Genomic DNA, 26,472 nt, shown 5'->3' with positions numbered 1-26,472 from the left:
AAAAGCCGACTTAAAATAAAAAACATGACAAGCGTCATGTTTAAAATTTAAATGCTATAAAATATATATTTTTTCCTTCATTTTTGAATTTTTGTTCATAGTCAGTTAAGCAATTTTGAATTTCAAAATCACAATTATGAAAATCAGTTGTTTTATATATTATTTTTGCTTTAAATTCTTCTAATTGCTCGATTGCAAACTCATACAAACCTAAATTATCACTCTTAAAATATACAATGCCCTCTTCATCTAGAATAGATTTATATTGTTCTAAAAATGTCTTATAAACTAATCTTCTTTTAAAATGTCTTTTTTTAGGTCAAGGATCCGAAAAAGTTAATCATATTGTTTTAACTTTACCTTCAAAAAATTTATTTAATTCAATTGCATCAGCTACAACTAATTTCATATTTTTTAAATTATTTTTTTCTATTTTTCTTAATGCAGACAATGCAGGGGTCGAATATTTTTCCATGCCTATGTAATTTATGTTTTGATTCAATGATGCTAATTCTGAAAGCATTTTACCTTTACCCATACCAATTTCTAAAACTGTGTTAGGTAAAAATTTATATGGAAAGGAATTTATATAAAATTCACTTTTTTCTAATAAATTAATAGCATTTTTATTGTGTCTTAATCTCATAGATAAAATTTTATATTAACACTTATAAAAATATTAAAAAACGAGCTTTTTGGCTCGTTTTGTTTATAATTTTAATGATAATTAATTAATCTAAAAATTAATTTTTTATAACATTTATTTAACTTATTTATGGAGAAACATGAGCTCTAATAAAAATATTAGAAGTTTTCATGACTTAATACAACAAGATACTTTAGAAAAACAAGAAGAATATAGAACACCAAGAAAACTATATCAAATGGGGCAACTAACATCTATTCAAGCTTTTAAATATGACGGTAAATTATATCGTCAATATGAGGGATGTAAGATAATAGCAAATTTTGATGATTTTGTTGTTGTATTACTAATGAAAACAAAGGTACAGGAATTAAACATTAATTGAGTCGCATCAAAACCCGTGTTATTTTTCTTTGCAAAAAACAGATTTTATAACGCTTCCATAACTTTAAATGAAGACGGTAATAACAGCATTTATATTAATTTAGCAAGTCCTTTTTTTATAGAGAATGAAATTATTAAGTATATAGATTTTGATCTTGATGTTAAATGCTACAATGAAAATGATTTTAACGTTATTGATTGATATGATTTTAAAGAATCTATTACTAAATTAAACTATCCTTTAAAATTGATTTACCGTATTTATAACGAACTTGATTTTTTAGAAGAACAAAGCCGTCTAAAAAGAGGTGTATTTTCAAAAAAATTAATTAATGATATTAAAAAGTTATTAATTAACTCTGGGGATATTTAATTCAATACAAAAATAGTGAAGCAAATGCCTCACTATTTTGTTTTAATTTAAGCAATTTCTAATTCTCAACTAATTGTTTTAGTACCAATTTTTGGTTGTTGTCCTTTTATAAATAAGGCCCCTTTATATTTTAGAACTAAGATAAATTTACCACCTTCTTCTTTTACTTCGTAGTCTAATTGTGTATTAATGTTCGTAAAGTTTTTTCTTTTGTATGTTGAGTTTGTTGGGTGTGCTATTTGATATTGTTTACCACCAGGTTGTCATTCAAATCCTGATTTTGGATTTAAAACAAAATCGCTATCAGTTAGTTCTTTTCATTGTGGGTGAGCACCTTTTGCAACTTTAGCAACTTTAAATGTTTTATAACTAAAGTATAGATCATATGATTTTTCTTTTAATCTTGTTTTTAAATCTTCTTTGTCAACTGCTGAATTAAGTTCAAGCTGATTTTTAGTTGTTTCTGCTCAATCATCAATTGCTTTAATTTCTGGATCAGCTTCAGTTGTTGTTGTACCTTCTTCTGTTGTTGATGATGAAGATGAATCTAATGAAGTATTTTTATCAACTGTTGCACTTAAAGAAATTGTTGAGGTATTTTTAACCTTAGAAATTTCGTGTTCTCCACTGTTGCTATATGTAGCCACTTTATATTCAACAATAACATCAAATTCTACAGTTTTTGTATTACCTTCTGCATTATCTGTTTGGCTTTTAATTTTAATTTCATAGTCTAATTGTGATGATAATTTAGTTTGTTGTCTTGAGTTAACATATGTTGGTTTAACAGCATTAACTAATTGTGTTGAACCTAAAACGTCTGAATTTGTTATTGTAAAAATGGTTGATGGATTATTAAAATCTGGTTTAGCATTTTTATCAGTTTCAATAATTACCTTATTTTTTCTTTCAAATCATATTTTTACTTGTTTTTGAAGTAATTTTTTAGCATTTTCTTCTTTGTTAGTTTCTGAAATAACAAAAATATTTTTTAATTGGTTAGCAATTTGATCTTCTTTTGAAGAAGCTTCATTTGATGAAGACGGATCTCCTGATTGATCTTCTTTATTTAATAAAATTAAAGCAACATTGGCGATGAATTTGTTTAGAATTGGTTTAATATCTTCATCTTTTTCTACTTTATTAATTTCAAGTCTTGCTTTTGAAATTTCACCTGATAATTTGACTTTTACAGATGCTGATAGTGTGTTATCCTCTTTTATTAATTTATTAATTTTTTCAAACTCTTTTTCAATTGCTGTTTTTTGAGGTGTTGGATCTGAACATGAAATCGCAACAACTGGAACAGCTGAAAAGCTAGCTAGAGGTAGTAAATATTTTCAAGTTTTTTTCATATATATCTATTTGGTTTCCTTATTTTTTTATATTAGTTGAATTATCTTTAAATTCTTATTTAATTATAATACATATAACTTATTATCAAATATTAATTATGTTTAAATCATTTTTAAAAAAATAAATGTGAGATTTACCCACATTTTAAAATTATTTATTTTATTCCTCGTCTTTTTTATCAGCTTCGTCGTCTTTAATAGAATGTTTAGCTAATTCTTTTTCTAAATCATTTTTATATTTGTCATTAGTTATATTTTTTTTACCCGAAACTTCGTTAAATAAAATATTAAAATCTGTTTCTGAATATTCTTGTTTTAACGATTCTTTGGTTGAAGTTAATGCTTCTGGAAGTTTCATATTTTTAGATATGTATTCAATTTCTTCGGCTACTATGGTTTCTTTTATAATCAATGCATCTTTAATTAATTCTAATAATTGACGATTAGAAGAAATAATTTCGTGTGCTTTCTTTTCTGCTGTTAAAATTATTTTTCTTATTTCTTCATCGATCTCTTGTCCAACTTTACTTGAGAATGATGAATTCTTCATATAATCACGACCTAAAAATGGATTAGAAGAATCTTCTTCATATTTAATTGGACCTAAATCAGATAAACCTCATTCAGTTACCATTTTACGGGCAATATTTGTTGCTTTTGCAATATCATCACTAGCACCTGTTGAAACATTTTCCTTACCATAAATTATAGCTTCTGCTACACGACCACCCATGAATGATGTGATTATGGCGATTAATTCTGATTTCGAACGGTTGTATTTTTCTTCCTCAGGCATCATTAAATTATATCCGCCTGCTTGTCCTCTTGGGATGATCGTAATTTTTTGAACTTTATTTCCACCTTTTAATTTAATACCAACAACCGCATGTCCTGCTTCATGGTAAGCTACAGCGATGTTTTCTTTTTCAGAAATAGTTCTTGATTTTTTAGCTGGACCAGACATAACTCTATCAATAGCTTCATCTATTTGATCTAAAGTTATATATGGAGTTTGTTCTCTTACACTTAGTAATGAGGCTTCATTAATAACATTTTCTAATTGAGCTCCAGAAAAACCTGGTGTTCTTCTTGCAAGCTGTGCAAAGTTTATACTTGGATCAATTTGTTTTCCTTTTGAATGAAGTTTTAATATTGCTTCTCTTTCTTTTATATCAGGCAATCCTACAGTTATTGTTCTATCAAAACGGCCTGGTCTTAATAAGGCTGGATCTAAAACGTCGGTTCTATTTGTAGCAGCCATAATCAAGACACCACTATTTTCCTTAATACCATCCATTTCAACTAATAGTTGGTTTAGAGTTTGTTCTCTTTCGTCGTTTCCGCCACCTATTCCGGCACCTCTAGATCTACCAACAGCGTCTAATTCATCGATAAAAATAATTGCAGGAGCATGTTTTCTTGCATCTTCAAACATGTCACGAACACGTTTAGCACCAAGTCCAACAAACATTTCAACAAAGTTAGAAGCCGAAATAAAGAAGAATGGTACATTTGCCTCACCTGCTGTTGCTTTTGCTATTAATGTTTTCCCCGTTCCAGGAGGGCCACCTAATAAAATTCCTTTTGGAATTCTTGCACCAGCTGCGTCGTATTTTTTAGGATTTTTCAAATAATCTACGAGTTCAAAAACTTCTTCTTTTACTTCTTCGTTTCCTGCGATATCAGAAAACTTCTTATCAGTATATATTCTTTGAGCTAATGATTTATTGCCTATACCTAGTTCTCCACCCATTCCTCTTTTACTCATTGTTCTTAAACTAAATGCAATAGCAATTATTATCACACCAATGAAAATTATATTAACTGCAGGGCTTATGAATCTTTCATATATTCCTGCTTTTGGGGCTGGAGTTGAACTTATATTAGAAATTACATTTTGTTCATTTGTGGTTGTTCATTTAATAGCCTCAAAATAGTTATTTATTGGTTGATTTTCACTTACTCATTTAATTACTGAAGATGGTAATTCTCTTTCTAATAAACCACTTATATTAACAGTAAATGAATATGTGGTGAATGGGTAGTTATGTATTCCTAGTAAATTAGATAATTCATGTGAAGACCCAAAAACTGTTATAGACAAAGTATCAGCATATGTATTTTCTACTCAATTACTAATATATAGCGAATCGCTAGAGCTTTTTGATGTTTCTTTAATTATTTTTTCTAAAAAGCTTATATCTTGATATTGTACAGATGCTTCTCTTATTTGATCTACAATTATTAGTATCAATACTATCAAAGCTACAATACCAATAAAAATACCTATAACACCAAATAAACCAATTTTTTTCTTTTCTTTTTTATTTTGGTTATGTTTATCACTCATAAAGCACCTCCCTTCCTTATTTTGCTTTTATGTTAAAATTAACATATTTTATTTGATAAATTAAATTATAAAATAAATGTTATTTTTTATCTATTTTTAATGTTCCATGATCTTTTAAAATAAAGTTTTTGTCGTTAATTTTAAAACTTTTGTAATTTTTTTCAGATTGAATAAATTTTTTAAAGGAATTTAACTTATTTTTGCACACCTTAGCATCAGCTATATTTTTATGGATAAATTCAAACAAAATTTCATTTATATAACAATGATCTAAATTTAATTTTTTATAACTAAAATTATTATTCTTAAAATCTAAATATTCCTTTTCAACTTCTTTGTTTTTTAATGATAATTGGCTATTTATATTAATTAATTCTTCAAATAATTTATCTTTTTCATCTCTTGAAATATTTTTTAATTCTAAACGTATTTTATTTCTTGTATAAACTGGTAGGTTATTTGTATAATCAATAGCATAAGGTATTTCAAAATAATTTACCATATCTAAAATTTCATCTTTAAATCATAAATTAATCATCGGTCTAAAAATATTCATATCTAACAGATTATTTAAAATATTTATGCCATATAATTTTGGCTTTCTTTTGCTATTTTTTTGAAATAAATAAGTTTCTAACGCATCATCCTTATGGTGGGCTAGAATTAATTTGGTCGCATCATATTTGTTATACAATTTCTTATAAAATTGATATCTTTGATCTCTTGCAATTTTTTGAAAATTACCATCATACTTTTGGTTTTTATCTAATATTAAAACTTCACATTTTATATTATTTTTTAAACAAAATTTTTCGACTATTTGTTGATCTTTTCACGAATCTTTTCTTTTGTTATAATTAACGACAGCAACAACAATATCTAAATCTTTCATCAAATTTAATATTCACATCGAATCAGGGCCACCACTTACTCCAATGATAAATTTTTCATTTAACAAAACATTATTTTTAATAAACTCGTCGTAAAAAATTTTTTTAAGATGGTTTATTTCGAAATTATTTTCCATAAATTTTTCCTGAATAGTTATTCATTACATATCTAATATCATTGCTTATAAATTGAATTAAGGCTTCTGATGATGCTTCAATTACTTCTTCCATAATTTTTAAATCATTGAAACTAAATTTTCCAAGAACATAATTAACTGAGTTATCTTTTCTTCCAATACCAATTTTTAATCTTCTAATTTCATCAGTTTTTAAATGTTGAATAATACTTTTAATTCCATTATGGCCACCAGATGAACCTTTTTGTCTAATAGTCACCTTGCCTAATTCAGTATCCATATCATCATAGACTATAATAATATCATCGATTAAAATGTCATAATATTCAACTATAGCCTTAACAAACTCTCCGCTGTTATTCATATAGGTTAAGGGTTTAGCTAAAATAACTTCTTTATCTTTGTAAAAAATTCCATTAAACTTCTTTTCTTTTAATGGGGCATCCAGTTTTTCTGAAAGTTTGTCAATAACCATAAACCCAACATTATGTCTTGTTTTTTCATATTCAATTCCAGGATTTCCAAGTCCTACTATTAATTTCATAAATCCCTCTTTTACTTAATATTTTGTTTCAATCATAAATATTTAATGTTTGTAATTCTATTTGAATCATCATCATTTGAAATTCCAATTTTTAACGCTTCTTTTTCACCAATAACGACGCTGTATTGTTGAGCTCTTGTGATTGCTGTATATATTAATTTTTTGCTTAATAATCTTTTTGCTTCTGAAAAAAGAACTACAATTACAGCTTTTGCCTCACTACCTTGATACTTATGAACACTTGTACAATAAGCAGGATATGTTTTTTCAAAAAAATCAGATCGTGAATATGTAACAGTTTTTTCATCATTTTCAAAATCTACCGTTATATGTGAAAGTCTTTTTTCTTTTTTAACCTCACTAATTACATATGAGAATTTAGATATGTACCCTATTTCTCCGTTGAATACTTTTAATTTAGAATCATTCACAAGATTGATTACTTTATCATTTATTGCAATATCATGATCGTTATAAAAAACAACCTCTTGATTTTCTTTTTTTCTAAAATAATCATTTAATAGTTCATTCAGTTCATCAATACCGGTTTCGTGTTTATAGATTGGACTTAAAATTGCAATATCTTTTTTATCATAGCCTAAATCTAATAATTCCTCAAGTTTTGAGATTATCATATTTTTCAAAAGACTTCTTTTGCACTCAATAAATTGAGAGCTTTTGCCTTCAAATTGTGGCATTATTCCATCATTAATTTTTAAAGCATCATTAACTATTTCATAATTTTCGGCTTGTCTATATATTTTTGTCAGTTTTATTGTTTTAAATATCTCATTTTCAATAAAATCTTTGATTAAATATCCGCTTCCTATTGCTGGTAATTGATCTTTATCGCCAACTAATATTATTTTTGCTAATGAATATTGAGAAATACCCTTTAACAGCTTATAAAATAATTCAAGTGAAACCATTGAAAATTCGTCAATTATTAAGACCTTAATTGGAAGAGAATTCTTTTCACTTATGTAGAATTTATTATTATCAATGTCTCATTTTAAAAAACTATGGATTGTCTGAGCAATATTTTTTTCTTGTTTGGAATTAATATTAATTGTAGCTCTTCCTGTTGGCGTTAATACGGCTATATCATCTTCATCAAACTCAGATAAGAAACTATCTATTATTTCGTTTGTTATTAATGTTTTTCCAGTTCCTGGTGAACCTGTTATTAAAACTAAATTATCATCTAAAGCTGATTTTATAGCTTCTTTTTGTTGGACATCAAGTTTATAATTTTCATTATATTTAATATGTTTTTTTATAGATTTTTTCTCAACGTTTTTTAAACGCTTGATAATATATTTTTCCATATACACAACATCTCTTGTTGTATAGTAAATACCATCTTCATATTCTAATTCTAAAATCATCATTTCATTTAATAATATTTTTGTAGCTGATTCAAAAATTTCAATATTTGTTGCTAAATTAGAATCATTTATACTCGAAGTTATAACATTATAAAAATCATCTTTTTTAATTCTTGTATTTCCTGATAGAAAGAAATATTCCTGAACAAAATGATACAGATAAGTTGAATTTTTGTATTTTAAAGATTCTGGATTATATTTTTTTGCAATCTTATCTATATCTGATAATCTTGGTTTTTCATCTTCATCGGCGTCAAAATAATATTGATAAAAATTATCAAAATATTCATCAATAAATTCAGACAAATTATCAACATAATTCAGCATTATCTTATAAAAGTTATAAGAAACATCAATTTTAAAAAGTTCAGTTAGATCCTTAAGATAATTAGTGTTTTCCTTGATTATATTTACAAATTCATTTCATGATTCTTCTTTGATAGAAAAATTATTAAAATGAACAGTATTATCATTAAGGATTCTATCGATCATATTATCACCTAAGTCGTTTGCAATTATTTCAGCCCTTGAAGAAACTAGATTCTTAAATATAGGTAACCTTAATAATCTTGATAAATAAAAATATTTATCCGATTTAATATCTGTATTTTCAACTAACTTAATTAATTCATCTAAATTTAAAAGATAGCTATCAGGATATCTTGATGCAAGATTTTTATACAAACTTAGTTCATAAAGTTGTTCATTTATTGTAAGCTTTGAATTGTCAAATGAATTATCTTTAAATGTAATTGAAATTGAATTATATGCATTTATATGCACAGGATTTTTAGCATCATTTTGAATGATTAAAAAAGCGGCAATAACAGTTTTTTTGTCATTTGATTGCCACAATATTTTTGTAAATTTACCAATAACCTTTGAAGTGATGTCTTCCATATCTTTTAAATTGTATCACAAACATAGTTTTTATAGTTTTTTTAAAATTGGTAATCATATATATTGATTAATTTGATTTAAGTGGATTACTTTTTGTAAAAAAGTATAAAATTATTAAATAAGCTTTATAAGGAGTAAGAAATGATCGATTTAAAATATCTATTAAGAAATAAAGAAGATGTTATAAAAAAGCTTAAGACTAGAAATTTTGACCATTCAATTTTGGATAAAATTTATGAATTAGGAGATAAAAGAAATACTTTAATTCACCAACTTGAAGTTTTACAAGCACAAAGAAATAAATTAAGTGAAGAAATTGGAATTAAGAAAAGAAGAAACGAAGATTGTTCTTTATTATTAGAAGAAGTAAATAAGATAAAAAAAGATATTGAAGTGATTAATGATGAAGCAAACGAAATTATTCAATTAGTTGATGATTTTAGATCTCAAATTCCAAACATTCCATACGATGATGTGCCTGTAGGAAAAGATGAAGAAGATAATATTTGCATAGGTGAATACCCTAATTTAGGACGTGGTCTTGTTAAGAATGTTTTGCCTCATTATGAAATAGCAACTAAATTGGATATCGTTGATTTTACAAGAGCTGTTAAACTGGCTAAATCACGTTTTGCATTATACAAAAATGATGGAGCAAGATTAATTAGAGCATTAGAGAATTTTATGCTTGATACACATATCAAAAATGGATATAAAGAAATAATGCCTATGCACCTTGTAAATTCAAATATGTTATATGGTACAGGACAATTACCTAAATTTGCAGAAGACTTATTTAAGATTGAAAACTCTGATCTTTGATTAATTCCAACAGCAGAAGTGCCGGTTACAAACTTTCATTATGATGAAATACTAGATTTAGAAAATCCAATTAAATATGTTGCTTATACAAAATGTTTTAGATCAGAAGCTGGTAGTGGTGGTAAGGACACTAAAGGTTTAATTAGACAACACGAATTTCATAAAGTTGAACTTGTTAAATTTGTTAATGAAGAAAACGCTCTTGATGAATGACAAAAAACAGTTAATGATGCAAAAAATATTTTAGAATTATTAGAAATTCCTTATAGAGAACTTCTACTTTCTACAGGAGATATGGGATTTGGCTCAGCTAAAACAATTGACCTAGAATTATGAATTCCTTCAGAACAAAGATATCGTGAAACAAGTTCAATCTCAATATATAAAGATTTTCAGGCTATAAGAGCAAAAATTAGATACAGAACAAAAGATGGTAAAACCAAATACGCTTATACAATAAATGGTTCAGGCTTAGCAATTGACCGTGTTGTTGCTGCGATATTAGAAAATTATCAAAACAAAGATGGATCAATTACAATTCCAAAAGTATTAATTCCTTATATGCAAAAAGAAATCATAAAATAATATAATTAATGCCCGCTCTGTTAGAGGGGCATTTTTTATTCTGGAATTATTTAGAAGTTGATGTTAGATTATGTTGATCAATTGATTTTTTTCTATACTTATAAATTTTATATTCAGTTATTGAAATAACAATACTTGCACTAATAATAAATAAAGCAAAGAATGAGAAGCTTATAAAATACCCTAATTTTATTGTTATTAAGGTTAGCAATATAATGATAAGTGAAGAGGAAATTACTCTAAAAATAAGAGTATAAATAGTGTTTTGTTTGAATTGCTTTTCTTTAAAAAATAGGTAACTATTTGTATAAAAAATAGCCAGGAATAATGAAAAGAAAATTTGTTGTATTCCAAGTAATAATAAATAAAATATATTTTTACCAACATTATTCATGTTCGAAAATAAAATAGGCATTAACATTATAAATAACAGATTAATTGGAATTAAAATTCAAATCAATTTAATGTTTTTATCTTTTATTAAAAAGGAAATAACACTACCGGCAAATCCAAACGCTGCAAATGAAATATTTAAAACAAAAGAAGATTTTGATGCTTCAAATTTAATTTCATTGAAAAATTGAGACATCCCTGCAGTTCGTGGAAATAAAAATATCCCAATAATAAAACTGCATGCTATTGTATAAATTCAAATGTTTTTAATATATTTTTTACTTTGAATTTTAACAGTTTCTAATGAGTTAGTTATTCTGTTTTGTTCAAACTCTGCTGTAGTGTTTAATGCTTTAGTATTTGGTTTTAATTTAAAGTACAATATACCTGAGATTAAATAAGTAGCCATATTAAAGACAATTATTGACCAAAATGGAAGTTTTGAAAATAAAACAAATGATAAAACAACGCCTAATAAAATTGAACTAGAAGTTAACAATACTGTTAAAAAATTATATGTTTTTATATCATTTTTATTCGACGACAGATAATATATAATTGCTTTTAGAGCAACAAATCTAAATGAATGAACAATATTTAAAAAAACATTAATAACTAGAAGAAAAATCGAAAAACCAAAATATGAATTAGTTTTACCGTCACCGGAGGATATGTTTTCTTTAATTACAAAAAAGGAACTAATTAAAATAATTGCAAGAATTGATAAACTTAATAGATCGCAAATCAAAAGAATGTTTTTTAATTTTCAACGTTCAGTAATTTTTTTATTTAATAAATAAGAAATAAAGGTGGGAACCTGTATCAATAAATATAAAAGCGAAACTAGTCAAAAACTGCTTGTAAACTTATAAATATATACAGCAGTAGCCAACTTAAAAGCTTCGGAGCCAATCATTGAAAAAACTAAAGAAGATGAATATTTAATTTTATTTTTCATCATTTAACTCCGTATCTAAAATATAAATGATTTGCAACATATAAATAATATTTAATAAACTTATTTTATATTCCGTCGAGTGTATTGAGTCCGCTGGGATTGAAACAGTTACTGAAGGAATTTTTGTGTTTGGTTTTATACAATCATTTAAACCATTAACTAAAATTTCTTTATATGGAATATTATAATCGATTAACTTATTTTTAATCTTATCAATGGGTTTATGATCATTAAAATTAGTGTGATCACTTAAATTTATAAAAATGTTATGATTTTCTCATTTATCATATTCAATTAATCTTAAATTAATTAATTTTTTATTATGTTTAATTACCTCTTCAAATAAGTTAAATAAAATAGCTTTTGATTCTTTATCGTTTTTAATCATTATATTAAATTCATCTAGTGATATCGATAATTTATGATAATTAAATTCTTTGAAAATATCAACCTCATTTTTATTTAATCTTCCATCGTAAAACAGTTCAACTATCTTTTTATTAAAATCTATAAATTTGATAATTTTTTCATCGTTATTGATCAAGCTAAAGATATGTCTAATTTTTTTAAAAAATGAATTAATTTTCTCATCGTGAAAGTTATAATTTTCCAATTCCTTATTTCATCATAAAAATGTGTGGTATTTATAAAAAATATAAATAAAAACCGAGTTGCTTACTAAATTTAAAATAACTCTCTCAAGGTTTTTTATTGAAAATTTATCAACAAATAAATTCTTATTATTTATATAGATTAAGTCCTTTATCGTCGTTTTAATTTTTTCTATTTTATCATCGTGCAAATAATAATTAGACATCACATAATTTAGCATCAATATTTTCCCCATTGCTAAAAATTCAATATTTGCTGCGTATAAAACATCATTGATTTCTTCTAAGAATTCTTCATTTATATATTCAAATAAGATAAACTCAATTTTTCCATATTTTGTATCTTTTACTGTGATTAAATTTTTATCTTCTCTGATTAAAATCGCTTTTATTTCGTTTATTAAAAAATGAACAAACATTTTTTTATCACTTATGTTTTCGTTATTTATAAAACATAAATCAATATCGTTTGGTTTTCTATCAATTAAACTCTTTTGTCACAAAGATCATGATCCCTTAATTGTAAGTTTTATTTCTTTATTATAAAACTTGTTAAATTTTCTTACAATCTTTGATAAGAAGTTTATTATATTATTAAAATCGTAGTTAGATGAATTCATGCATAATCCTTGTTGTTTAAAACATATTTTGTTTATTAGTGAAGTTGTTGAATATCTTATGTTTTATATTTTAAATTATAGACCTTTAAAAATTATTTTTAAAGACTTAATTTCTTTGATATAAACTCATTTCTTAACAATATAAAAAATGAACAATACCTGTTTTTTTGGTACTATTCATTTTTTTATTTTAATATTCGTGAGAAGTGATATTTAAACTATCAACAACTATATACTTGTCACCTTTTTTAGCTCCATAATCTTTTAAAACTTGGTGCCCTGCGCTATGGTTATATTTAATCAAAGCTCTTACTGCTTCTGAATGTTTTTCACAAAATACTCCAGCTGTAATTCCGTAACTTCAAACAAGTTTATCATCACTAACAACACCTATTATGTAAGCGTTAGGTCTATATTTTGCAACTTCTTTTAATAATTTACCACTGTGTGAAAGAACTATTGCAAATTTATATTCTCCACTTTGTAGTATTGAAGCCACTTCGTAGGCAATTAACATTCTTGAATTTTGATCGTTGGCTACTTTTTGAATTTGTTTTTCATAGAATAATTCAGTAAAATATTCTTTTTCAGCACGTTTTGCAATTTTTGACATTGTTTTTACTGCCTCAACAGGATATTTACCACTTGCAGATTCTCCAGAAAGCATTGTGGCATCAGCACCTAATTCGACAGCATAATAAACGTCTGTAACTTCAGCTCTAGTTGGTAATGGGTTATTTTCCATAGAGTCTAGCATTTGAGTTGCTACAATAACTTCCTTACCTTGTATCCTTGCACTACGGATAATTTTCTTTTGTCAATAAGGAACATCGTAATAAGGAATTTCTAATCCTAAATCACCTCTTGCAACCATGATACCATCTGATGCTCTTATAATTTCTTCAATGTTATTGATAGCTGTTTGTGATTCAATTTTTGAAATTATTTGAATATGTTGACCATTATTTTCATCTAAAATTTTTCTTATTTGTTTTACTTGCGATGCATTATTTACAAACGATGCAGCAATATAATCTACTTTATATTTAGCACCTCAAATAATATCTTCAATATCTTTTTCTGATAAGAAAGGTAAAGAAAAATCTACTCCTGGAATATTAACTCTTTTGTTTGTTTTTAACTTATGACTATTAACAGTTTCAACAATAACTTCTGTTGGTTTAACTTCTTTTACAATAGTTACAAGCTTTCCATCATCTAATAAAACTTTATTACCTTCTGCAACATCAAGGTCCATTCTGTATGATACAGTAATTACATCTTGATTTCCAATTAAATTCTCATATGAATTTTTGTCTGTTTTAATTGTTAAAATATGATTTGCAGGAATAAATATTGCGCCTTCACCCATTTTTCCTACTCTAATTTCTGGACCTTTTGTATCCAACATTAATGATATTGGACGATCAATCTCTCTTGAAATTTGTCTTGCTATCTCAAACTTTCTTTTATGGTCTTCCACAGTACCGTGAGAGAAGTTTGCTCTAATAGTTGTAACACCAGCCTCAATAAGTTGCTTCATTGTTTCATAGTTTTCACTTGAAGGACCAATTGTAGCTACTATTTTTGTTCTTTGTTCATTAAATTTCATGTTTTGCCTTTCGAAATTTTATATATATAAAAAATTTTACATTAAATTAATTCTACAATTCGAAACAAGCTAAAAACTTTCAAAATAATCAATAATATAAAAAGAAAATGAATTTTAATAAATATGCTGGTTTGATTTACCTTATAAATACATCAATGATAAATGAACTAATTTGGAAACAAAATTTATTGTTTAAAAAGTCTTCGGACAAATAATATGAAGAATTAAATAAACTGATAGACAAAAAATAAAAATGGTCTTTGACAAGGCTTATAATTTAGAGGAACATGTTATTGATGTGATAAGAGATTACACATATAGTATCGATGATAGAATTGAGAGTAAAAATATTAATTTTTTCTTCTAAGAATAAAAGCTTTTTCTTTAAGTTATATTAATTTAATATAAAATTTTTATTATTAAGTGTTGAAATGAGGGATTATGGTTATAGGTTTCGATAATGAAAAATATATTAATTTGCAATCGGAAGAAATTAGAAAAAGAATAAGTAAATTTGGAAATAAATTATATTTAGAATTCGGTGGAAAATTATTTAATGATTTTCATGCTTCAAGGGTTTTACCAGGTTTTAAACACAACTCAAAACTAAATATGCTTCTAAAGTTAAAAAAAAATGTTGAAATGATGGTTGTTATCTCTTCTGAAGATATTAAAAATAGAAAAATAAGATCAGATATTAACATAACTTATGAAGAAGATGTTTTTAGATTAATAAATAAATTTAGAAAATACGAATTAGAAATCAACAGCATTATTATCACTAAATTCGAAGAATCTTTAGAAGTGAATGCTTTTATACATAAACTTGAAAAAAGAAATATAAAGGTAATAAAACAATACAAAATAAAAAATTATCCTCATAACGTTGACCTAATTGTTTCAGACGGTGGTTTTGGAAAAAACGATTATGCGATAACTAAGAAAAATCTAATCGTTGTGACTGCGCCTGGCCCTGGCTCTGGAAAATTAAGTGCTATTTTATCTCAACTTTATCATGATAACAAAAATAATATAAAATCAGGTTATGCTAAATTCGAAACTTTTCCAATATGAAATTTAGATGTTAAACATCCAATTAATCTAGCATACGAAGCAGCAACCGTAGATTTGAATGATATAAATATGTTAGATAATTTTCATTGAAATGCCTACAAGGTTAAAGCAACTAACTATAATCGTGATTTAGAAGCATTTCCAATACTAAATAAATTATTAACAACAATTTATAAAGACTCGCTTTATAAATCGCCTACAGATATGGGTGTAAATATGGCTGGTTTTTGCATCACTGATGACGAAATTATTTCAATGGCGTCAAAAAAGGAAATTGTAAGAAGATATTATCAAACAATTGTTAATTATCAACAGGATAAAACTCCTAAAACACATGTTCAAAGGTTGTTAAAAATTATTAAAGAAAATAAAATCAACACAAACATTGTTAAATCAATAAGAGTTGCTAATGAGTTCAGTATTAAACATAATTTAATATGTTCTGCTATTGAAATTAATTCACAAGAAATTATAATCGGTAAAGAATCAGCGTTATTAAACTCAAATAGTGCAACGATTTTAAATGCCCTAAAATATTTCGCAAAAATCGAACAAAATATTGACATTTTAGATCCGGAAGCTATTTCTTTAGCTCAAGAATTGAAACAAAAATTACATTATAATGATTTATCGCTTGATTTAAAAGAAACTCTTTTTGCATTATCGATTAGTGCTAAAACTTCATCAATTGCTAAAAAAGCTTTTGATCAAATAAACAAATTATCAGGTTTATACTTACATCGAACGACAATTTCGAGTGAATCTGATAAGGAAACGCTAAAAAGTATGGATATACACTTAACTGAACAAACAGTTGTTATAAAATAATATTAGGAGAAATATTTATGAAATTTAAACGTATATTTTTTATTGTTACTGATGGATTAGGAATTGGACCCGAACCTAGACAAGAAGAATTTAATGATAAGGGAGCAAATAGTTTATTACATGCATCAGAAGCCTTACCATTAGAAATTCCAACATGAAAATCATTAGGTATTACAGAAATAGCAAAAGTTGCAGGACATACTCAAAGAAATAAGAAACCTCTTGCATATATGGGTAAAATACATGAAGTTTCAAATGGTAAAGACACATTAACTGGACATTGAGAAATGATGGGTATATACACCGAAACACCGAACCCCCAATTTACTGAAAATGGTTTTCCAGAAGATTTAGTTGCTGAACTTTCAAAAGCATTTGATGGTAGAAAAATCATTGGAAATAGAAATGCTTCCGGAACAGTTATACTTGAAGAATTAGGAAAGCAACACATGGAAAAAGGGGATATGATTATCTATACATCTCCAGATTCAACATTACAAATTATTGGGGATGAAAATACATTAGGTGTAGAAAAACTTAATGAATATGCAAAAAAAGCAAGGGAAATTTGTTCTTCAAAACCCGAATGAAATGTTGCTAGAGTCATATCAAGACCTTTTGTTTATGAGAATGGAAAGTTTACAAGAACATTTAATAGACATGATTTTGCAAACAAACCAACTGGACCAATTATCATGGAAGACTTACAAAAAGCTGGCGTAGAAGTAATTGCAGTTGGAAAAATTAATGATATTTTTACTGGTGTTGGTATTGATAAAAACTACGGTCCTGCTTCAGACAATGAAAACATGGATATTGCAATAGATATTGCATCTTCTGATTCTCAAAATCAATTTATCTTTATTAATTTAGTTCAATTTGACAGTCATTATGGACATCGTGAAGATCCTATAGGATATAGCCAAAATGTATCAAGACTAGATATTAAATTAACAAAATTAATTAACGCAATGAAAAAGGACGATCTTTTGATTATGACTTCTGATCACGGAAATGACCCAACATTTGGACCTGATCACACAAGAGAAGCACTACCATTAACAATATTTTCAAAATCATTTACCAAACCAAAAATTTTAGGTACATTACAAGGTTTAGGAACAGCAGGTAATATTGTTGCAAGAAACTTCAACGTTCCAATAAAATCAACTGGTGAAGATATATTTGATAGTTTAATTTAACAGCATTTGCTGTTATTTTTTTATTAAATAAAAAAATGCAAAAAAATATATACAATTATTTAATATGAAAAAACTAGAAAAAATTACAACCCAAGAAGAAAATTTTGCAAAATGATATACAGATGTCATTAAAAATGGTGATTTAATGGCTTATGGTTCATCAAAAGGCTCAATAATCTTCAAACCTCTTTCTTTTGGTATTTGAGATAATATTAGGCTAATATTGGATAAAAAATTTAAAGAAATCGGTGTGCAAAATGTTAATTTACCACTATTAATTCCTGAAAATCTTTTAAATAAAGAAAAAAATCATATTTCAGGATTTAATCCAGAATTAGCAACAGTTACAGAAGTTGGTGGAAAAAAATTAAGTGAGAAATTTTACATAAGACCAACAAGCGAAGTTTTATTCGGTGATTTCTTTAAAAACGAAATCGAATCTTATAATGATTTACCCTTAATTTATAATCAATGAGTAAATGTTTTGAGATGAGAAAAAACTACAAATCCTTTTTTAAGAACTCGAGAATTTCTTTGACAAGAAGGGCATACAGTTCATGCGGATGCTAATGAGGCTGAAGCTTTAACTAAAAAAATGCTTGATGTATATACAGATTTTGTGGAACAATATTTAGCAATCCCTGTTGTAAAAGGTCAAAAAACTGAGCATGAAAAATTTGCTGGTGCAGAATATACTTTTACAATTGAAGCGATGATGAAGGACGGAAAAGCATTGCAATCTGGTACAAGTCATTACCTAGGGCAAAACTTTACAAAAGCATTTGATATAACTTTTAAAAATAAAGAAAATAAATTAGAAAATGCATATGGAACATCATGAGGTGTATCAACAAGATTGCTAGGAGCTCTAATTATGACTCATGGTGATGATAGAGGGATTATAATTCCTCCAAGAATCGCTTCTACAAAGGTTGATATCATTGAATTGTTTGCTTCCAAAGATGAAAGGGTTTCAAAAGTTTCAAAAGAAATTTTTCAATCATTAATTAATCTAGGTATTGATGCTAAGATTGATAAAAGCGATAAAAGCGCGGGGTTTAAAGCTGCTAATTCAGAAATCCATGGAACTCCATTAAGAATTGAAATTGGCCCAAGGGATTTGAACAATAATAAAGTTATTATTGTTAGAAGAGATACTCTTGAAAAAATCTATGTTGACCTAAATGAAGTTTCTCAAACTATCTTAAAATTATTGGAAGATATTCAAAGCAATCTTTTAAAAGAAGCACGAAAAAGATTAAATCATAATATTAAAATAGCTAATAATTACGAAGAATTTAAAAAATTGATTGAAAACGGTAATTGAGTTATTACAAAATTTGCTGGAAGTGCAGAAGATGAAATTAAAATAAAAGAAGAGACCGGAGCATCAACGCGTTGCATCCCATTTAATACCAATATTGATATTAAAAACAAAAATTGTTTCTATACAAATAAAGAAACAGAAAGAATTGTAATTTTTGCAAAAGCTTACTAGTTAAAGTTAAAAGGAGAAAATATGTATAAAAAAATATTAAAAAGTGAATTAAATGACAAACATTTAGAAGGAAAATCTATTATTGCTTTTAGAGCTGTGTGATGTCCTCCATGCCAAATGATTGGTCCAGAGTTAGAACGTCTAGCATCAAACGATGAAGAAATTAATGTATTTGATTTTGACGTTGATCAAAATATTGAATTTGCAAGAGAAATGAACGTTTCAAGCATTCCTTCATTATTCTATTATAAAGATGGTCAATTAGTTAACCATACATTAGGATATATGCCAGCTGAGGAAATTAAAAAACAATTTAACAAATAATAAGATGATTAATTTCAAACCTAAAGCTTACTTTACAGACTTAGATGGCACATTACTAGATTTACCTAAAACAAAAGAAGGAATTAGTTTAGACAATCTTAATATTTTAAAAACTAAAAATGAAAGCGGAACACCGTTTATCATTGCAACAGGAAGATATGCATCGGAATATGTTCTAAATTTAGCAAATCAAACACAATCGCCATATGTCATCTGTCAAAATGGCGGATTAATCGTTAAAAATGATGGCCAAATAATTGCTAAACATGAAATTAAAAAAGATACAGTTATGGAAATAACTGAGATTTTAAAAGAGAATAAATTATTTATCATATATAATAGCGGGAATACTATTTATGGAACCGCAAGCAAGTTAAGATTTTTTAGACCATGAATCAAAAAAATGACTCGTAAAACTTATGATGAAGTTCCTAGAATTGCAGACTCCACAAAAATAATTACTTTTGGAACAAGCAAAAAAGGTATAAAAAAATTAGTAGAAGAGCTTGCAAATAAGTTTAAAAATATATCATTGCATATTGTTTCAAAGGGTTATGCTGTTGAAATAAATGATATAAATGCAACCAAGGGAAAAGCAATTAAATATGTTTGCAAACTATTAAATATTGACCCAAAAGATACAGTCCATTTCGGAGATTCAGGAAATGATACATCAACTATACCATACGTTGGTGCATTTGTGGCCATGAAAAATTCGTTGAACAATATTAAATCACAAGCTAAATGAGTCGCTCCTTCATACAAAAAATCAGGTGTTGCTAAAGCTGTAAAAATAATAGAATCATCTAATTAAAAAAGTTGGGCTAAATCCCAACTTTTATTATGTTAATGTCTCACATTTTGAACTTCGTCAATTATAACTCTTTCAATTCTTTTTACAAATCCTTCAGGAGTTCTAAATTCTAACGATCCAAAGTATCTATATCTATTAGAATATCAATAAACACCTCTTCTTGCTCAAAGTGGAGAAACTCCTCCAAGGTCAAATTTTACAGTTACATTTTCATAACCTAATAAGAATTTTGAAAGATTTTTAATACTTAATTGGTCAAGTGATCTGGTTCCGTTTTTTGAAAATGCTTCAATAGATAGTACATCATACCCACCACTTTGTCCTTTGTTGTTTCTATAAACTCTTTCATAAACTGCTTCATCAAATACTTTTTGTTTTGTATTAAACACAGGATTATCAATTAATCTTTGCTTATTGTCATTAATAAATTGAATATTAATATCAATATTTTTTAATTTTTCTCTAACTTCTTGTGTATCGTTTACAAATTTATCTCTAGATTTTTTTGCTTGAGATCCATTTACAGTTCTTCTATTAATATAGTCATTTAATTCAACTAATCTATCAGCATATAAATTAGATGTATCAACCATGGCCTTTAATGCCTGAGCTACTTGGCCAAGTTTTTTCTCTTCGAAACCTCTTTCATAATATTGGTCTGATGCCTGAATTAAACTTTGTAATTTTTCAATGATTTTATCGTGATCAGATTTTGCTGTACTAAAGTTTGTTACTCTGTATTTATTAATAGATTCCAGCATTTGTTCTTTTGCTAATCTATATTCTTCTTTAGCTTGTTGATTTTCTCTTATTCTTGAATTTACTCATTCTTCTAAAGAATTATACTCTGCGTTTGTTGTTGAGTACTTACTCATATCAGTTTCTCAAGTTCTTAATGCTTCCTCTTTTTCAGCAGTTGTCAAATCTTCAGTTGTATTAATTAATGTTTTTAACTCGTTGTATTTAGTAGTTAAATCTATTTGTTGATTAATTGTTGCCTTTGCTTCTTCTGATTTTTCAAGAGTTTCATTAAAGTCGGTAAGGTCTAAATGATTTTCAAATCCTTCAACTAGTTTATCTTTTAAATTATTAAATTTTTCAACATCTTGTTGTAGTTGATTTCTGATTTCATTTAGCTTTTGAACATTGTGTAGATTTTCATTTCTTCCTGGGGCATTATTAGCTTTAAAGAATACCGAAAGCATTTCACTATTAAAATCGTTTAACTTCTCAGTTATTGAGTTTTTTAGTGTGTTATTTTTATTTTCTAATGCTTCAGCCGAATCGTTATCGTTCTTTTTATTATCATTTAAGAATTTTTCAAATTTTTGAACTTCTCTATTTAAATCTGTTCGGTCAGGGCTTATTAATGTTTTCATTACCGCTAAAGCTTTTTCCATTGAATCTACGTATTTTTTATTTTCAACTACATTAGCTTCAAAACGTCTAAATTCTTCTTTAATTTCATCTAATTTTTGTTCAGTTTCAGCTTCTTTTATTTTGTTAGCAAAATCTTCTTTGTTTTTATTTGAAAGGTTTGTTGAATTTGCTACTGTTGAATTAAATGAATTCTTTTCTGTATTTAAACGGTTTAGCTCATCAAATTTTTCTTCAGCTTTTGGAATTCCATCTGTTGATTTGATGTAATTTACTGCGTCATTTTTTTGTTTATCTGATATTAGATTTAATCTTTTAATATTGTCTGCGTAGTTTTGCTTTTGATTGTTCAATGTATTTGCTTCGTTTTTAACAGCATTAGCTTGAATATTATTTTCTGCATTTTGTTTAAGAGCATTTATCTTATCTTGTTTTTCTGCGTTAGTTAAATATTCTAAATTATTAATCTCATCAATTAATTGTTTTTTAGTTTCATTAAATTGTTTTAAATCATCTAAAAAAGCTTTTGCACCATTTAATGTATCTGCCGCTTTTATTTCATTAATAACTTTGTTTTTGTGAATATCTGAAATATTATCCAACGTTCCAATTTCAGTTATATAAGCCTGTTTTGTATTGTTTTCATCTGTCGCTTGTTTTACAATATCATCTATCGCAGATTCTTCAAATGCATCTTTAACCATATTAATATAATTTTGCTTTTGATTATGAGATAGATTACTTAAATTATTAATATTTTGAATTGCTTCAGTCTTTTTATTATTTAATTCAATTGCTTTTTGTTTAATTATTTCAATTTGATTTTTATCATTAGTTTCAACTAATTGATTTTCAAAATCTTGTTTTTGATTTGGTGTTAGATGTTCTAAATTTTTAATTTCATTATTAGCTTCTAATTTTAGATCAGATATTTCTTTAATTTGGTTGAACAAATCATTTGAAGCTTCTATAGTCGAAGAATTTTTTAGTTCAATCACTTTAGTATCAACATAATTTACATTTAATAATGCTAATTGATTAGTTGCTAAAATGTTTTGTTTATTTGCTTCATCTAGTGAAATTGCTTCATTTTTAAGTTGTTCTAATGGTGTAATTTCTTTTAGATTAGCAATTCTTTCATTAAATGAATTCTTTACTTGATCACTAATGTAATTTAATTGTCTAATTTCGTTTTTAACATGAGCTCTTTTGTCATTTAATTCTTGATAATTTTGAACTAATGTCGCAACGTCAGTTTTATTTTTCTTATCTTTTAATTCTTTTTCAAATTGTTCTTTTTCAGCTGGTGAAATTTCAGATCAACTATTTTTTGAGTTTAGTTTTTGTTGTTTATCAGCGTTTAAACTTTTTAGATTATTAACTAAGTTATTTATATTTTCAACAGAAACAAATGTATCAACTAAGGCTTTTTCTTCCGTTTTAAATTCATCACTTAATAAATCAAGATTATTAATTTCTGCCTTAGCATCTTCTTTTGCTTTTTCTAATTGGTTCTTTGATCTAGCATCGTCAAGAATTTTATTTATTTCGAATTCTGTATGTGCTGATTCAATTTGATTTTTAAAGTTATCTTTGTCTGTTTGATTTAAATCAGCTAAAGAATCAATTTCTTTTTTAGCTGTTTCTTTTTGAGATTTTAATAATAAATCTTCATAAACTTGGTTTGCATTATTTCTTGTTTGAGCATCCTTAACATCTTGAATTCCATTTGTTTTATTAGCTTCTTCAACGTTTTGTAATTCCTTAATTTTATTAATTAAATCTTCTTTAAATGTATTTAGATCGTTTGCACTTGATTTAACAACTTCTGAATCTGTTTCATTTTCTTTTGATTTTAAATTATCTAAGAAATCTTTTTTATCCTTATCGCCTAAACTATTTAAACTATCGATATGATCCTTAATTTCTTTCTTTTTAGTTTCTAAAGTTTTAAAATCATCTTTAATTTGGTTATATTCTGAAGATTCAACTGAATTAATAATATTTTCTTTTACTGTATCTTTGTAATCTTGTTCAAATTCTTCTGAGTCTTTAATATTAGTTTCAAACAATAATTTCTTTTCTTCATCTACTTTTTTAAGATTATCTAAATATTCTTTTACTTTGTCAATAGTTGTTAAATTATCTATATCTTGTTTTGCTGTTTCTTTTTGATTATTGCCTATTCATTCTAATTCACTAATTTCTGCCTTAGCTTTAGCTTTTTCAATATTTAATTCTTCTTCGTCTTTAGCTTCTAATAAAATTGCATCAATTGCTTCAATATTATTTGCATTATTAATGTTTTCTTTTAATTGTTTTTTCTTTTCTTCATCTAGGTTCGATAAAGAATCGATTTCCTCATTTGCTTTATTCTTTTTATCTTCAAGTTTAATTTCTTTTTCAAGTTGTTCTAACTCTTCAAGTGTTGTTGCATCTTGAATTTTCTTTTTATACTCTTCTTTTTTACTATCATCTAACTTTGTTTCTAAAGAGTTTACTAAATCATTTAAATTACCTTTCTTGGTGTTTAATTCTTTAGCTTTTTCAATAATTTTTGCAAGTTCATTATTATCATCAAGGTTTTTAATTGAATTTTCAAATTCTGTTTTCAAATCTTCACTTAAGTTTTCTAAATTTTTAATTTCAGCTATTGAACTTGTTTTTTCACCGTTTGCTATTTCAGCTTGCTTTTTAATTTCTTCTAGTTCTTCTGAAGAACTTGCATTTTCAATTTCTGTAGAAAAATTATTCTTTTGATTATTTGAAAGATTTGGATAAGCATTAATTTGTTCTTTTGCTTCTTTTTTAGCATTGTTCTTAGATTCAGCTTCTTGAATTAATCTTTCTACTTCGTCTTTTGTTTGGGCTTGAATTATTTGATTAAAGTAATCTTGTTTTTCACCATTGTTTAAATGTTCTAAAGCATTTAATCTATTTAAGGCGTCGTTCTTGGAATCATTCAATTCCTTAGCTTTTTCTAAAATTTTTGACACTTCTTCTTTTGTATCGGCGTTTTTAATTTCATTATAAAAATTATTTTTATCATCTTGATTTAATGATGTTAATTTAGAAATTTCTGTTTTCTTGTCTTGCTTATCTGTGTTTAAATCTTTAGCTTTTTCTAAAATTTCAGCATTTTTTTCATGGGTTTCTGAATCTTTTAGTTCTTTAAGCAATGATTCTTTTTGGTTATCAGAAAGATTGTTTAAATTATTAATTTCTTCATTGAAGCTATTTTTCTCATCATTTAGCTTATCTAAAGTATCAAATATAGGAAATATTTCATCAACTGTTGTCGCTGAATTAATTTTTTCTATTTCCTTTTGTTTATGATCATTTGAAATTAAATTAAGAGCATTAATATCATGGATTGCTTTTTCCTTTGAGTTAGCTAATTTAATTTCTTCTTTTATTTCTCTTAATTTTTCAGGTGTTTTTGCTTCGTTAATTTTTGTTTCAAATTCTTGTTTTTGTGCTACAGAAAGCGAAGTTGCGGAATTTAAATCATCTCTAACTAAATCTTTTAGTTTGCTTAATGAATTATTAATATTTGAATCTGATGTAGATTCTAGACTTGCTATTTGATCAGCTACCTCATCATACCCGACTGTTGAAACTTTTTCCTTAAGTACTTTTAAATCATTAGCTGATAGTTCATTGGCTTTATTGTGTTCTATTTCTAATTCATCAAAATCATTGCTTGAATTAATTTGATTTTGTGCATCCTTTAGCAATTTTTTTACACGAGCAATTTCATCGTTGATTTCTTTTTTGATTCTTTGCTCTCTTAATTTAAGTTCTTCAATAACATCGTCTGATTCTAATGTTAACTTTCTTAATTCTTCATTTTTTGCTAATGTTTCTAAGTCGTTTGTATTTTCTTTTATGTAATTATTTGCGTCTTTAGCAACTACTAATTTGTTTTCAAAATCTTGAATTAATTCATCAATCTCTGATATAGTTAGATTTTTATTTTGAGATTCTTGTATTTTATTATTTAGAATTTCTTTTTGTTTTTCTATCTCTTCTAAAAATCTTTTTCTTAATTCTTCTTCTGTAAGCTTTTCTGATTCTTGAATTAATTTTTTAACCTTTTGTTCTGCTTCTTCTGCTTTTTTACTTAATTTAGCTAAGTTATCTATATGCTCTTTTGAATCTTTAGCTTTTTCTTTAGCAATCTCAATTTCTTTTAAAGCATCTTCTAATTCTTTATTAGCAGCTTTTAATCCTGGAACATTTATATCAGATGTGCTGTTTAATCTATTTATAGCCTTCTCACTTGTAATTTTAGCTTCTTCAACTACACGATCAAGTTCTTTCTTATTTTTTTCTTCTTGATCTTTTGAATCATTAATTTTGTTTTCAAGTTTCTTAATGGATTCTTCAAAAGAATTTAATGAAGTTAAAATTTCAGGATCTTTTTTTAGTTCCTCTTTATTAAGTTGATCAAATAACAATTTAGATTTATCCAAGATTTCTTTAGCTTCTTTTATAGCTGTTTTTAATGTATCTACAGAATACTTATTTTCTTCTAGCTTGTTAATAGCATTATTAACTTTTTCATTTGCAAGATCAATTTCAGAAAGAATGTAATCTTTTTCTTCTTGAGTTAATCTGTCTTTTGTTGCAAGAACAGATATCGATGCAAACAATGTTGTTAATGCAGCTGTTGAAAATCAAAGTGATAAAATTTTTCTTCTAGTTGACTTTTTCATATTTTCTCCTATTTTTTAAAATTTTATTTTAAAACTAATTCATGAAATTAGTTATATTAAAACACTTTT

17 protein-coding genes are annotated in these 26,472 nt (G+C 26.1%); 7 read left to right on the top strand and 10 right to left on the bottom strand.

Annotated features, from left to right (window positions below; genetic code table 4):
- Nucleotides 1-40: 40 nt before the first annotated feature.
- Nucleotides 41-646, bottom strand: coding sequence for a tRNA (guanosine(46)-N7)-methyltransferase TrmB (gene trmB / locus V2E26_RS02925; protein WP_330463386.1), 606 nt, complete (start codon nt 644-646; stop codon nt 41-43).
- A gap of 139 nt (nt 647-785) precedes the next feature.
- Between trmB and V2E26_RS02920 the strand changes: the two genes are divergently transcribed.
- On the top strand, nt 786-1,403 hold the full coding sequence (locus V2E26_RS02920) for a DUF402 domain-containing protein (RefSeq protein WP_330463385.1): 618 nt from the start codon (nt 786-788) through the stop codon (nt 1,401-1,403).
- A 47-nt stretch (nt 1,404-1,450) separates the two neighbouring features.
- Here V2E26_RS02920 and V2E26_RS02915 read toward each other — a convergent pair whose 3' ends face one another.
- From V2E26_RS02915 to V2E26_RS02895, 5 genes are all read right to left on the bottom strand, one after another.
- The gene (locus tag V2E26_RS02915; RefSeq protein ID WP_330463384.1) at nt 1,451-2,758 is read right to left on the bottom strand and encodes a hypothetical protein; all 1,308 of its coding nucleotides are present in this window, start codon (nt 2,756-2,758) and stop codon (nt 1,451-1,453) included.
- Nucleotides 2,759-2,918: 160 nt separating this feature from the next.
- Nucleotides 2,919-5,108, bottom strand: a complete 2,190-nt coding sequence (gene ftsH / locus V2E26_RS02910; RefSeq protein WP_330463383.1) for an ATP-dependent zinc metalloprotease FtsH — start codon at nt 5,106-5,108, stop codon at nt 2,919-2,921.
- A gap of 79 nt (nt 5,109-5,187) precedes the next feature.
- Entirely contained in the window at nt 5,188-6,135 is a 948-nt protein-coding gene (tilS, locus tag V2E26_RS02905) for a tRNA lysidine(34) synthetase TilS (protein ID WP_330463382.1), read from the bottom strand.
- Complete coding sequence (gene pth / locus V2E26_RS02900; protein WP_330463381.1) at nt 6,125-6,679, bottom strand: aminoacyl-tRNA hydrolase; 555 nt, start codon at nt 6,677-6,679, stop codon at nt 6,125-6,127. Before pth ends, tilS begins: the two co-directional genes overlap by 11 nt.
- A gap of 11 nt (nt 6,680-6,690) precedes the next feature.
- Nucleotides 6,691-8,967, bottom strand: coding sequence for an ATP-dependent DNA helicase (locus tag V2E26_RS02895; RefSeq protein WP_330463380.1), 2,277 nt, complete (start codon nt 8,965-8,967; stop codon nt 6,691-6,693).
- Nucleotides 8,968-9,108: 141 nt separating this feature from the next.
- Here V2E26_RS02895 and serS point away from each other — a divergent pair, with 141 nt between their 5' ends.
- A complete protein-coding gene (gene serS / locus V2E26_RS02890) occupies nt 9,109-10,374 on the top strand; it encodes a serine--tRNA ligase (RefSeq protein ID WP_330463379.1) in 1,266 nt (421 codons plus the stop codon).
- Nucleotides 10,375-10,420: 46 nt separating this feature from the next.
- Here the strand turns inward: serS and V2E26_RS02885 are convergent, their stop codons facing one another.
- The 3 genes from V2E26_RS02885 to pyk form a co-directional block, all read right to left on the bottom strand.
- Nucleotides 10,421-11,728 (bottom strand): MFS transporter, encoded by a 1,308-nt coding sequence (locus V2E26_RS02885; protein ID WP_330463378.1) that lies wholly within the window; start codon nt 11,726-11,728, stop codon nt 10,421-10,423.
- Nucleotides 11,715-12,956 (bottom strand): hypothetical protein, encoded by a 1,242-nt coding sequence (locus V2E26_RS02880; RefSeq protein ID WP_330463377.1) that lies wholly within the window; start codon nt 12,954-12,956, stop codon nt 11,715-11,717. The genes V2E26_RS02885 and V2E26_RS02880 overlap by 14 nt, the downstream gene beginning before the upstream one ends.
- Nucleotides 12,957-13,146: 190 nt before the next feature.
- On the bottom strand, nt 13,147-14,568 hold the full coding sequence (pyk, locus tag V2E26_RS02875) for a pyruvate kinase (RefSeq protein ID WP_330463376.1): 1,422 nt from the start codon (nt 14,566-14,568) through the stop codon (nt 13,147-13,149).
- A gap of 441 nt (nt 14,569-15,009) precedes the next feature.
- On the opposite strand from pyk, the gene V2E26_RS02870 reads away from it, so the two are divergent.
- From V2E26_RS02870 to V2E26_RS02850, 5 genes are all read left to right on the top strand, one after another.
- Nucleotides 15,010-16,470, top strand: a complete 1,461-nt coding sequence (locus V2E26_RS02870) for a DUF1846 domain-containing protein (protein ID WP_330463375.1) — start codon at nt 15,010-15,012, stop codon at nt 16,468-16,470.
- A gap of 17 nt (nt 16,471-16,487) precedes the next feature.
- Nucleotides 16,488-17,672 carry a phosphopentomutase gene (locus V2E26_RS02865; protein ID WP_330463374.1) on the top strand — a complete coding sequence of 395 codons (1,185 nt, stop codon included), beginning with the start codon at nt 16,488-16,490 and terminating at the stop codon, nt 17,670-17,672.
- 64 nt (nt 17,673-17,736) lie between these two features.
- Nucleotides 17,737-19,170, top strand: coding sequence for a proline--tRNA ligase (gene proS, locus V2E26_RS02860; RefSeq protein WP_330463373.1), 1,434 nt, complete (start codon nt 17,737-17,739; stop codon nt 19,168-19,170).
- A 21-nt stretch (nt 19,171-19,191) separates the two neighbouring features.
- The gene (locus tag V2E26_RS02855) at nt 19,192-19,494 is read left to right on the top strand and encodes a thioredoxin family protein (protein ID WP_330463372.1); all 303 of its coding nucleotides are present in this window, start codon (nt 19,192-19,194) and stop codon (nt 19,492-19,494) included.
- Nucleotides 19,495-19,498: 4 nt separating this feature from the next.
- Nucleotides 19,499-20,308: an HAD family hydrolase gene (locus tag V2E26_RS02850; RefSeq protein WP_330463371.1), complete on the top strand. Its 810-nt coding sequence runs from the start codon at nt 19,499-19,501 to the stop codon at nt 20,306-20,308.
- A 32-nt stretch (nt 20,309-20,340) separates the two neighbouring features.
- On the opposite strand, the gene V2E26_RS02845 is transcribed toward V2E26_RS02850, so the two are convergent.
- Nucleotides 20,341-26,403 (bottom strand): hypothetical protein, encoded by a 6,063-nt coding sequence (locus V2E26_RS02845; RefSeq protein ID WP_330463370.1) that lies wholly within the window; start codon nt 26,401-26,403, stop codon nt 20,341-20,343.
- Nucleotides 26,404-26,472 lie beyond the last annotated feature (69 nt).

The organism is Metamycoplasma gateae, from assembly GCF_036352135.1.
GTDB classification, from domain to species: Bacteria; Bacillota_I; Bacilli_A; order Mycoplasmatales; family Metamycoplasmataceae; genus Metamycoplasma; species Metamycoplasma gateae.
The sequence above is the reverse complement of the archived record's forward strand: the minus strand, read 5'-3'. Positions and strand labels throughout refer to the sequence as shown.